Origin of the sequence: Thermoflexus sp. (assembly GCF_025055495.1) — a bacterium.
In the GTDB taxonomy this organism is placed as follows: Bacteria; Chloroflexota; Anaerolineae; order Thermoflexales; family Thermoflexaceae; genus Thermoflexus.
In genome coordinates this window covers 1-10,884 of sequence record NZ_JANWXB010000371.1, presented here as the reverse complement: position 1 = coordinate 10,884, position 10,884 = coordinate 1, and the positions used below count along the sequence as shown (strand labels likewise).

Sequence of the window (10,884 nt, the reverse complement as noted above, 5' to 3'; positions counted from 1 at the left end):
GTAGGCATCGCCCAGGATGCTGAACAGGAATGTGTGAAAGAGGGCCTGGATCCCCAGGGCAGCCAGGGTGGAGCCGAAGATCACCAGGCGGGTGTGCCTGGAGACCAGCGGGCCGTAGCCGTTCCGAAGCCAGTCGTAAAGCACATAGGCGTCCATCCCCAACCCAAGCAGGAGCGCTGTCAGGCTGAGAAGCAGAACCCGCTCCGCGTTCAGGAGACGGAACCCCACCTCGAGGATCCGGTCCTGCTCCTGAAACCGGTGGGTGACCGAGTAGATCTTAGCCAGGAAGTGGGCCTGGATGAGGGTGTAGCCGCTCAGGGCCATCAGGCTGCCTAAGATCGCCCAGTGGAAATCCATGCGCACTGGCCCCAGCCACAGGGGCTGATCCACCGGCGCCAGCAGCTGGAGCCCCATCAGCGCTATCCCGGCGATCAACAGGGCTCCTCCCGGGATGAGGAACAGGACCGTCGGGCTGTAGGTCAGGATGAGCTTCAGGTGACGCCATCCGTCCCGGATCGGATGGAGATGCGGCGGCCGTCCCCGTCGGTCGGGGTGGAACGTGATCGGCACCTCCGTCATCCGCAGGCCCGCCTTCCGGGCCTGGATCAGCATCTCCGAGGCGAACTCCATCCCTGTGGAATGCAGCCGCAGTCGCTCCCATGCCTCCCGCGTCAACGCCCGCATGCCGCTTTGGGAGTCCGTCAGCCGTAGCCCGAACAGCCAGTTAAGGAGGGCAGTGATCAGCGGGTTGCCGATCCGGCTTGTCCAGCGCATGGCCCCGGGGAGGATCACACCCCGAAAGCGGGAGCCGATCACCAGATCATACCCTGCTTCCAGCTTCTCCAGCAAGCGGGGGGCCTCTAGGAAATCGTAACTGTCATCCGCGTCCCCGATCACAATGTGATGGCCCCGGGCAGCCGCGATGCCCGCCCGCAGCGCATTCCCGCAGCCGCGCTCCGGCACCAGGACGATCCGGGCGCCGTTGGCCCGGGCGATCTCGACCGAGCGGTCCGTGGATCCGTTGTCCGCCACGATCACCTCGCCCGGCATCCCCAGCGCCCCCAGCGCCCGCCACGCCTTCTCCACCACCGTCCCGATGCTGCTTTCTTCGTTCAGACACGGGATGACAAACGATATCTGCGGCGCATCGCCCGTCCGATCCTCCAGGGGCGACAGCGCAGGCGATGAAATGGATAGAGGAAGCCTTTGTGAAAGGATCGATCGCCATCGATCCCTCCTATCCTTTCCTACCTACCGGTGCCGCCGGCTAAGGGATGTCAGGCCTCAACGGCCGGATCGCTTTCTCCAGGCCTTCGGCGCAGCGCCCAGCCGATCCACCCCGCCAGCACCAGCATGCCCACCACCGGCAGCCGCATCCCCAGCAGGGGCATCCCCGGCAGATCGCTGATGAACAACGCCGCCGGGCTCCCGGCGGCGACCGCCTCGAAGGCCCGGTCAGGTTGCCCGATGGAGCGCCGGGCGTTCGCCAGCCACAGCGCCGGCAGTGCGATCAGCAAGGCGTCCTGGGGGTTGAGATGCGGGCTCAGGAACAGCCCGGCCGTCACCGTCAGGCCCAGCTGGAGGTCCATCCGGGGGCCGCGGGGAAGCCCGGTCGCTGCCCATCCCGTCAGAACCCCCAGGGCGCCGATCCAAAGGGCGCCCCATGTGATCCCCTGGATCCATCCCCAGGCTTCTGTCCCTAAAGCCACAGTGAGCACGCCCTTCAGGTTATACATGCTTCGAGGGTCGATCCCCGGGTGATCCTGTATGGTGGCGGTGAACTGCATCATCCTCAGGAAATCGATCCAGACGGCCGGGCCCATCAGCAGCGCGCTGGCCAGGAACGCTGCGCCGACGCCGAGCGACCATCCGCCCACCGCCCGCCCGCGGCGGCTGCCGACGATCGCCAGCAAGGGGAACAGGGTGACGGCGGGGTGCACGCTGCCCAGGGCCAGATAGAGGCCCGCCGCTGTCTCGCGCCCCCGGCGCAACGCCCAATAGAACCGCCACAAGACGAAAGTTTCCCAGATCGAGAAAGCCCCTAACAGCAGCGCCCGGAACCAGAAGGGCAGCGCGGTCAGCGCGATCACCATCAGCGCCCGTTCGCCCGGCGCCCACGAGCGCGCCCAGGTCCAGACGTCCCGCAGGAACAGGCCCCACACGATCAGGTTGATCCCCATCCAGACCCCGTAAGCCCATTCCAGGGGCAGGAAAGCCAGCGGCGTCATCAGCAGCGCCGTGTGGGGCGGATGATTGTAAGGGAGCAGGCCGTCTCCCAGATGGCGCCCGCCGAGCAGGCGTTGCTGGACTGTTTGCTGCAGCGCCAGATCATACAGGCGCCCGCCCATTCCCTCTCGGATCAGAAAGGCGCCGGTGTATTGCGAGGTGAAGTCCGCCATCCAGGTCATCCGGCCCGCCAGGGCGATGCCTACCAGCCCCGCGTAGCTGGCGATGAGGCCGAGGTTGAGGCCCCAGGCGATCGGCTTCCCGAAACGCTTCAGGGCACCCATGCGTGCAGCACGAACAGACCCGCCAGGAACAGGAGGCCCGGCATCTCCAGGGCCGGGAGCACCTGCAGGGTTCGCCCGCCGCGCCGGCCCAGGCCCAGGAACACCGGAAAGGCGACCCACAGGTGCCGGGGAAGGCCCATGTAGGGGTGAACCGGCCCGGTATGGTAGCTCAGGGCCGACAGGACCACCGCCGCCGTATACAGGCGTTCCCCACCGTCCATCCGGCCCCAGGCTAAGCCGGTCAGCATTAGGAAAAGGAGGGCAACGATCAGGTTGACCGCCAGGTCCAGATCGGGCGTGTGGATGAAGCGGATCAGGGCCCGGCGCATGGCCTCCCAGGGCCATGTGAACTCCTGGATCGGGACCACCCGATGGGCATGAGGGGAGAGCAGCAGCGTATAGATCCAGGAGCGGATCCCGATATCGGTCAGCCCGCCTTCGATCCAGAGGGTCCGGTAGCCGTGCCAGAGGAGCAGGGCGCTCGGGATGCTCGCCAGGGTGAGGGCCGCGCGGCGCCCCCGGGCCCACGCCCGCGGAAATAGCAACAACAACAGGAAGAGTCCCTGGGGGCGGGTGAGGGTGGCAACGGCTGCCAGCAGCCCGGCCCCTCCCCAGCGTCCAGCTCGGGCGGCCCACGCGCTGCCGATGGCACCCAGCAGGAACAGGGGCTCGGAGTAGGGCACAAAAAGCGCGATCCCCGCCGGAAACAGCATAAAGGCCAGCGTCGCCTGCCGGGCCCTGGTCAGGTCCATATCCCGCCGGGCTAGACGTTCGAAGAGGAGCATCGCGCCCAGCCCCGCGGCCAGGCTCACCAGGGTCAGGGCGACGATCGGCGGGAGGCCCAGGCGGGTCAGGAGCGCGGCCGTCAGCGGATAGAGGGGGTAAAACTGGGTGGTGCCGTCTCCCGCCTGATACCCCTGCGTGACGATCCGGGCATACCATTCCACATCCCAGCGGTCCCAGGGGGCGATCAGCGCCCGCTCCAGCCAGCGCGTCAGGGGAAAAGCGGGTGGCCACAGGGGCACGGAACGCTCCAGGTCCGTGAGCGGCCGGATCCCGGATAGCATGGCGCCCAGGATCCGGGTCGATATCAGCACCAGCAGCCAGAAGGCGATCACCGGGCTTTCCCCCACGATCATTTGGGCGGAGGCTGGTAGCGGCGGCGAAGCGCCTCCATCGAGGCCCCTCGCGTTTCGATGCGAATCCCCTGGCCGATGCCGGCCCACATCCCCAGGGACAGATGCTCGATCTCCTCCGGCTCAAACCCCATCAGCCGGGCGCCCGTGATATCCACGGCCAGCGGATCCCTCCCCACCAGGAGCACCCCATGGGGAACCGGCGTCCCGAACAGGGGGCCATCGCCCTCCATTCCGATGATCCCATCGATCACGCTGACCACCGGCGGCAGGGTCTGCTTCAGGCCCAGGATGCTGGGGGTAATGCCGTTGACGTGGAGCATGTTCTTCGGCCAGCCGTAGCAGATCCCTGGCACGACCCCGAAGAGATTCTTGAGGCTCAGCGTGACGCCCGCCCAGTGATGGGTTTTCAACTTGGCCACCGAGACGATCAGATCCGCTTCGACTACGTGGCGGGGCAGCCACAGGCGCGATCGCCCCGGAAACCAGCCATCCCGGGGAGGAACCGGGCGGGGATCATCGTAATTCAGATCGACAAAGGGAACGTTCCGTCGGGCCAGCACGGCGCCCAGGCCGCTCTGCGCCACCACCGGCCCGGCGTCGCGCCGGAATCCGGGCCCTTCGCCGATCACCACCTCGGCGCCCCGGCTTCGCAGGAGATCCACGACCGCGCCCACCACCTCCGGCGCGGTGACCAGCGGGCGGCCCTCGATCCACTCGATCAGGTTGGGCTTGACCAGGACCCGCCTGCCGGAGACGTCGGGCATGTCGGCCTGAGCCCAGAGCTCCGCCAGGGCATCCCGCAGCAGGTTTTCATCGTAAGACAGCGAAGCGCCCAGGGCGACCACCGCCGGCGGCTCAACCCGCCGCCGCCATCCCCGCAGCGTCCATTGCAGGAAGGTCCGCAGGCCCACCGGCCGGGTCTGCCGCTCGGCGATGGCCAGGCCGCCGCCGATGCCGGCCAGGAGCATCAGCCGGAGGAAGGCCCGTCGGGTCAGCCGCGGCGCCGCCATGGCCATCCTCCGTTCAGCGCCCGCAGCGCCAGGGCGGTGACATATGGGTTCCCTTCCCAGCTCCCGTCCGGTTGTTGCAGCATTTCCAGGCGTTCGCGGGCGATGGGATCTTCCACCCCGAATGCTTGGAGCGCCATTATTCCCAGCGCCAGGGCCAGGGCCCCCCCGTCCCGATGCATCTCCGATCGCAACGCCTCAATGTCCTCCGGGCGGATCGCATCGGGGGCCAGGGCCTGTAGAGCGAGGAGGGCCCACGCCGTGGGATGAGGGCGAGGCGGAAGGTAGGCCCCTAACATGAAGGGGTTGCCGAAATTCCAGCCGCCCCCCTGGCAACGTCGGTCGACGAGGTAGCGGATGGCCTCCTCGATCCGATCCCGGTGATCCGCGGCGGCGGACGCCACGTGCAGGGCCAGCAGCGCCAGCGCCGTCGGCTCCACCCAGGAGGCCTCGCCCGGCCGCCAGGGCCAGCCGCGAAGGGTGGGATCGATCCCGAAGATACGTCGCACTTCCGCGGTCAGCTCATCCGCCTGGATCCGGATCGCCGACGCCTGCAGGAGCCATCGAACGCCCCGGAGCGCGGGAGGAGCAACTGGATCCAGGCGGAGAAGGGCGAGGACGCCCCAGGCAGTGCACCAGTGGCTCTCGGGGTCCTCGAGATGGATCCCCCAGCCTCCGTCCGGGTGTTGCGCGCGCTCCAGCCAGAGGCGGGCGGGGGCCAGGGCAGGGCTTTCGGGGAGATCGGCCAGGGCGAGGAGGGCCGCCCCGGTGGGCTCCACCGTCGAGCGGCCGCCGGGGCGATACCCCCACCCGCCGTCCGGGTTCTGAGCGTTTTCGAGGAAGCGATAAGCGCTGACAATGCGTATCATCATATCCCCGTGAAGCGCTGCATCGTTCCCTGAAAAGAGGCCGGGGTCCTGCCTCTATGGAGCGCCGTGCAGGACCCCGGCCTTCAAGAAGAAGGGAAGGAGGGTGAGAAGGGTTACGAACCGCCGAGGGCGCTGGTAATCCGGGAGAACACCTGGCTCACCTGGGTGCCCAGCAAGGAGAGGATGACGATGACCACGACGGCGATGAGCACCAGGATCAGGGCATACTCCACCAGCCCCTGTCCCTTCTCCCGCAACCACAACCACACTTCCAGCAGCCGAACCATTGTGCACCTCCAGGGTTAGTTTCCTCTGACCTGAGGATACCACAGTGTAGCTCACAAAGAATAGGACTTTGGTCATAGGGGGAAGGTTGGGTTCAGTTGGCTGCGAGCCGGAAGTTTGCTGGTCAAGAGGTATACGGTTTGCTTCTCTCAGGGACTTGAGAGGCGAAGCCGCCCGGCCTCGCTCTCTCCTCCATCGAGGAGGCGCTGTTGCCTTGCTCCCTTCGAACGTGCAAGGGGAGGAGGGTCCCTCCCATCTTCAGCATCTCTCGCGGCTCCTTAAGCGATGGGGAGTGGCGGAAAGGAGAAAGCGGAAAGGAAAAGAGAAATTAAGTAAGCCGTCTGCGGCGGCCCATCTCCTTCCCGAGAAATCCCTTCGGATGGAGCTCTCAGGGGAACCCGGGTTGTCGGAGTAGAAGAGCGGGCAGGATTTCCTTGTGACAGATCGCATCTTTGCTTCCGTGAAGGAAGTTTTGGGCGGGGGGGTGCCGAAGGCGGCCTCGCCCGCCCGGAGTCAAAACGAGAGCAGAGGAGTGCCGGGGCGCTGTGCCCCTCGCTTCCTCGAGGCCCTTCGGGCCTTGAGGACTTGAGGAAAAGAACACAGAGGGAGGGGATCCTCGATGCCACCGAAAAGCGTTATGATCCCCTGATGGTGCTCGTAATCGTGGAGAACACTTGGCTCACCTGGGTGCCCAGGAGGGTGAGGACAGCGATGACCAGGATGGCGATGAGCACTAGGATCAGAGCATACTCCACCAGCGCCTGCCCTTTCTCCTCCAAGCCCAGCCATGCCTCTAACGATTGGCTCATGCCCCACCTCCTCCGTATAAGTCAAATCTTGCTCGGTTTAATCGTAACCCCATCTTATTAATACGGTCATAGGACTTTAGTAATATACTTTTTGAGGTTTAAAAATATTAACTTTTAGGGTTATAAGTTATGAATCATTAACCAAATATGCGGGTGATGGCGATGGGTGGGTTGGGGAAAGCCCCCTGTCTGTCGAGGGCATCTGATGGCCTGGGCTGACAGGCCATCGAGGGCGGCCTATCTCACTCTTGGATAGGACCCATCCCATCTTTCTCGCGGTATACTTGTTCTGCGGCATGGGCTGCTTCCCCGGGCCAATGGGTGGGCGAGGACGAGGGTCTACCCACAGAGGCAGGCACGGGGGCCTGCCCCTACGAATCGGCCTGCGCGGGGGTTTAGATGCCCAAACGACCGATCGTGATCGGCATCGCCGGAGGGACGGGATCCGGTAAGACCACGGTGGCCGAGGCGATCGTGCGGCGCATCGGCCCGGAGCGGATCGCGCTCATCCAGCAGGACAGCTACTATAAGGATCAAAGCCACCTCCCGATGGAGGAACGGGTCCAGATCAACTACGACCATCCGGATAGCCTGGACACGGACCTCCTGATCCAGCATTTAAAGGAATTGCTGGCCGGGCGCCCGGTGGAGGTTCCCATCTACGATTTCACAACCTACACCCGAACGTCGCGCACCCGACGGGTGGAGCCCCGCCCGGTGATCCTGGTGGAAGGCATCCTGGTGTTTGCGGAGAAGGCCTTGCGAGACCTGCTCGATATCAAGATCTATGTCGATGCGGATCCGGACATCCGGTTTATCCGACGGCTTCAACGGGACATCGCCGAGCGGGGGCGGACTCTGGAATCGGTGATCCAGCAGTATCTCTCCACGGTCCGCCCGATGCACCTGGAGTTCGTGGAGCCCAGCAAGCGCTATGCGGATATCATCATCCCGGAGGGGGGCTTCAATACGGTGGCCCTCGACATGATCGCGGACCGCATCCGCTCGATGCTCCGGGAGGCGGAGGGATGACCTCCATCGTCGTGGACGTCTCCGCCGCGGTCCACCATCGGGCCGGGTTGGGTCGTTACGCGGCGGAGCTGGTGAAGGCGCTGATCCCCCTGTTGCCCGGCCGCCTGGCGATCTTCTATCACGATGCGGGCCGTGCGGATGTCTTTCCGCCGCTGGATGCCCTCCCGGCCCGGCCCTATCCGTTGCCGGCGAAGCCCTGGCGGCTGCAGGTCATGCTGGCCCACCTCTTCCGCCGCCCGATGGATGCCCTCATCGGCCCGGGGCGCCTGTTCCATGCGACGGAGCATCTGCTCCCCCCGTTTCGCGCCCTCCCCGCTGTGTTCACCCTGCACGATCTGATCTTCCGGCTGTATCCCGAAACCCATATGCCCATGAACCGCTGGTTCCTCTCGCTGATGATGCCCCGGTTCCTCCGGCGGGCCGATGCGGTGATCGCCGTCTCCGAATGCACGCGCCGGGATGCCCTCCGCTGGTATCGCGTTCTCGAGGAACGGATCCACGTGATCTACGAAGGGGTCGACGCCCGCTTTCGCCCGGCGCAACCCGAGGCCATCGCCGCCCTCCGCGCTCGATATGCTCTACCGGATCGCTTCATCCTCTATGTCGGAACGATCGAGCCGCGAAAGAACCTCCCGACGCTGTTCGCAGCTTATCGGCACCTCCTGGGGCGCTGGCCGGACCTGGGCTTGGTGGTGGCCGGGAAGCCGGGATGGTTAACGCGGGGAACCTTCCGGGCTCTGCGGGAGCTGGGGCTGGAGGAGCGGGTTCGGTTCCTGGGCTACGTTCCGGACGAAGAGCTCCCGGCGCTGTATTCCGCGGCTTCGGTTTTCGCCTTCCCCTCTCTGTATGAAGGCTTCGGGCTTCCGCCCCTGGAGGCGATGGCCTGCGGGACGCCAGTGATTGTGTCGGACGCTTCCTCGCTCCCGGAGGTGGTAGGAGAAGCGGGCCTCCGTGTGGCTCCCGATCGCCCGGGGGATTGGGCGGCCGCGCTGGCGGTCGCGCTCTCCGATGAGTCTTTGCGGGCGCATCTTCGGGAGGCAGGGCTTCGACGGGCAGCCCAATTCCGATGGGAGGTGACCGCTCAGCAAACCGTGGAAGTTTATGAGCGGGTGCTGCAATGCCGGGGAGGACCGGCGCGAGCTGCCCGCCCTCCATAACGGGTCAACGCGCGAGGGATAGATCGCAGGGGGTGGGTTGGGCGGATGCCCATGCGGCATCCGCCCAGAGCGCCCTTATCTCATTCCGGACACGGAGAGGCCTTCAATGACCTGGTTGCAAGCGCTGGTGCTGGGGATTGTGCAGGGGCTGAGTGAGTATCTGCCGATCAGTAGCTCCGCCCATCTGGTGCTGGTGCCGTGGCTGCTCGGGTGGCGGAACGACGAGCGCATCATCTTCCCGTTCGACGTGCTGGTGCAGTGGGGCACGCTGGTCCCGGTGCTGATCTATTTCCGCCGTGATCTATGGGCGATCCTGACCGGCTGGTGGGCCGGCATTCGGAGAGGCTCCCCATTCGCAACGCCTGATGGCCGGCTGGGCGGATGGATCATCCTGGCCACGCTTCCGGCGGCGGTCCTGGGGGTGTTCCTCAAGGAGCCGATCGAGGCGGTTTTCCTCCAGCCTGTTCTGACGGGGGGGTTGCTCTTCGGCACAGCCGGTCTGTTGTGGCTGGGGGAGCATTTCGGGCGGGGGGAACGGGATCTGGGGCGGATGGGGGCATGGGACGCGCTGGTGATCGGTCTCGCCCAGGCCTTGAGCTTACTGCCGGGGATCTCCCGCTCAGGGTCCACCATCGCCGCTGGCCTGGGGCGTGGCTTTCTCCGCCCGGAGGCCGCGCGGTTCAGCTTTCTGCTGGGCATACCGGCCCTTCTGGGAGCAGGCCTGGTGGCCCTGCGGGATCTGTATGTCATGGGGTTCCCCCCCGATGCCCTCGCCCCCATCCTCATCGGCTTCCTCAGCGCGGTGCTCTCGGGCTATCTCGCCATCTGGGGCCTGATGCGGATGGTTCGGTGGCGTTCCCTTCGGCCGTTCGCGGTGTATTGCGTGGGCGTGGGGATTCTGACCCTCGCTCTCGCAGTCTTTCGAGGTTCTTAGAGCCCCTCCGAATCGCCCACCTCTGGATGGGTTGGTGCGGTGCCGGGCGCCTTCAGCGCCCGACCCGGCCCCACCGAAGGGCGATTCGTTGGGTGGCGCCGGCTTGGGGCTGATCGCCCTCCCGGTTCGTTGGTGGTATAGGCCGGCGAGGCCGCCTTTGGCGGCCTCGCCTATATATACGTCATTAGAGGGGGGAAGAGGGGAGGGGCTGGCCCCCTGAGCGTAGAAGGCGCGGGGGCCTGGGGCGCGGCCGGGTTGTCCAAGAGGTATGCCTTGCTCATACACTGCAATCTCATGCGGTTTGACAAATCAGTCCATCTGTGATAGGTTGCGTAACCGATTTTGCCATCCGTCACCGAGTGGGGGTCCGCCATGGCCCGGACACGCACCGAGCGCATGATCGAGCGTTTAAAGGAGCTGCAGGCCAGCACGCCGGATATCGAGGCCTCGGCGGTGGTCAGCCTGGATGGGTTGATCATGGCCTCCGCTCTTCCTGCCGATGTGGAGGAGGATCGGGTGTCCGCGATGTCCGCTGCGATGCTTTCGCTGGGCGAGCGGATCGCCAGCGAGCTGAGGCGGGGGACGCTGGATCAGGTATACATCCGGGGCGAGCGAGGATACGTGGTGCTGATGGCGGTCGGAGAGGAGGCGGTGCTCACCGTTTTGGCTAGACCTCAGGCCAAGCTGGGATTGCTGTTCCTGGATATGCGGCGGGCTGCGGAGGATCTAGCCCGCATCCTGGCCGCCTGATTCTTCGCGGCGAGCTGCCCTGCTGTTTAGGCCTGAACGAAGAGGCTGGCACGTTCGAGTTTTCATCTGTTCGATCCCCTCTTTAGGCGTGAAGGAATCAACAGCGAGATTCCCCTTCTCCCCGCTGCCTCGCGGCGGAGGACGGGGATAGAGATATCATCGCATCTTCCAATGAGGAGGCTGTGCCTTGAGCCAGCAGAAGAGCGGCCTCTATTATCCAAACAAGATCGCCCGGATTTTCCTGGAGGCGCTGGAGGAAGTGATGGGGAAGAACGGCTTGAACGCCGTTCTCCACCTGGCCCGTCTTCCCCATCTGATCGACAACTACCCGCCGGACAACCTGGAGCGCGGGTTCGATTTTGCGGATTTCACCGCCATCAACCAGGCGCTGG

General features: G+C 65.5%; 11 protein-coding genes and 1 pseudogene. 5 read left to right on the top strand and 7 right to left on the bottom strand.

Going from position 1 to position 10,884, the window contains the following annotated elements:
• The 7 genes from NZM16_RS12035 to NZM16_RS12005 form a co-directional block, all read right to left on the bottom strand.
• Positions 1-1,137 (bottom strand): glycosyltransferase family 2 protein (locus NZM16_RS12035; protein ID WP_295480582.1); only part of this gene is annotated, 1,137 nt, incomplete at its 3' end.
• Positions 1,138-1,277: 140 nt separating this feature from the next.
• Positions 1,278-2,510 carry a glycosyltransferase family 87 protein gene (locus NZM16_RS12030; protein ID WP_295480580.1) on the bottom strand — a complete coding sequence of 411 codons (1,233 nt, stop codon included), beginning with the start codon at positions 2,508-2,510 and terminating at the stop codon, positions 1,278-1,280.
• Positions 2,498-3,649: a mannosyltransferase family protein gene (locus NZM16_RS12025; RefSeq protein ID WP_295480578.1), complete on the bottom strand. Its 1,152-nt coding sequence runs from the start codon at positions 3,647-3,649 to the stop codon at positions 2,498-2,500. The genes NZM16_RS12030 and NZM16_RS12025 overlap by 13 nt, the downstream gene beginning before the upstream one ends.
• Positions 3,646-4,659: a DUF362 domain-containing protein gene (locus NZM16_RS12020; RefSeq protein WP_295453483.1), complete on the bottom strand. Its 1,014-nt coding sequence runs from the start codon at positions 4,657-4,659 to the stop codon at positions 3,646-3,648. The genes NZM16_RS12025 and NZM16_RS12020 overlap by 4 nt, the downstream gene beginning before the upstream one ends.
• Positions 4,641-5,525 carry a prenyltransferase/squalene oxidase repeat-containing protein gene (locus NZM16_RS12015; protein WP_295480576.1) on the bottom strand — a complete coding sequence of 295 codons (885 nt, stop codon included), beginning with the start codon at positions 5,523-5,525 and terminating at the stop codon, positions 4,641-4,643. The genes NZM16_RS12020 and NZM16_RS12015 overlap by 19 nt, the downstream gene beginning before the upstream one ends.
• A gap of 113 nt (positions 5,526-5,638) precedes the next feature.
• Positions 5,639-5,812: a Flp family type IVb pilin gene (locus NZM16_RS12010; protein WP_295480574.1), complete on the bottom strand. Its 174-nt coding sequence runs from the start codon at positions 5,810-5,812 to the stop codon at positions 5,639-5,641.
• 633 nt (positions 5,813-6,445) lie between these two features.
• Positions 6,446-6,619 carry a Flp family type IVb pilin gene (locus tag NZM16_RS12005; protein ID WP_295453853.1) on the bottom strand — a complete coding sequence of 58 codons (174 nt, stop codon included), beginning with the start codon at positions 6,617-6,619 and terminating at the stop codon, positions 6,446-6,448.
• Positions 6,620-7,018: 399 nt separating this feature from the next.
• On the opposite strand from NZM16_RS12005, the gene udk reads away from it, so the two are divergent.
• From udk to NZM16_RS11980, 5 genes and pseudogenes are all read left to right on the top strand, one after another.
• The gene (udk, locus tag NZM16_RS12000; protein WP_295450411.1) at positions 7,019-7,651 is read left to right on the top strand and encodes a uridine kinase; all 633 of its coding nucleotides are present in this window, start codon (positions 7,019-7,021) and stop codon (positions 7,649-7,651) included.
• Entirely contained in the window at positions 7,648-8,808 is a 1,161-nt protein-coding gene (locus NZM16_RS11995) for a glycosyltransferase family 1 protein (RefSeq protein ID WP_295450413.1), read from the top strand. Before udk ends, NZM16_RS11995 begins: the two co-directional genes overlap by 4 nt.
• Before the next feature lie 106 nt (positions 8,809-8,914).
• A complete protein-coding gene (locus NZM16_RS11990) occupies positions 8,915-9,742 on the top strand; it encodes an undecaprenyl-diphosphate phosphatase (RefSeq protein WP_295480572.1) in 828 nt (275 codons plus the stop codon).
• A 372-nt stretch (positions 9,743-10,114) separates the two neighbouring features.
• Complete coding sequence (locus NZM16_RS11985) at positions 10,115-10,492, top strand: roadblock/LC7 domain-containing protein (protein WP_295480570.1); 378 nt, start codon at positions 10,115-10,117, stop codon at positions 10,490-10,492.
• A gap of 187 nt (positions 10,493-10,679) precedes the next feature.
• Positions 10,680-10,884, top strand: a pseudogene (locus NZM16_RS11980) (4-vinyl reductase); the annotation flags it as partial.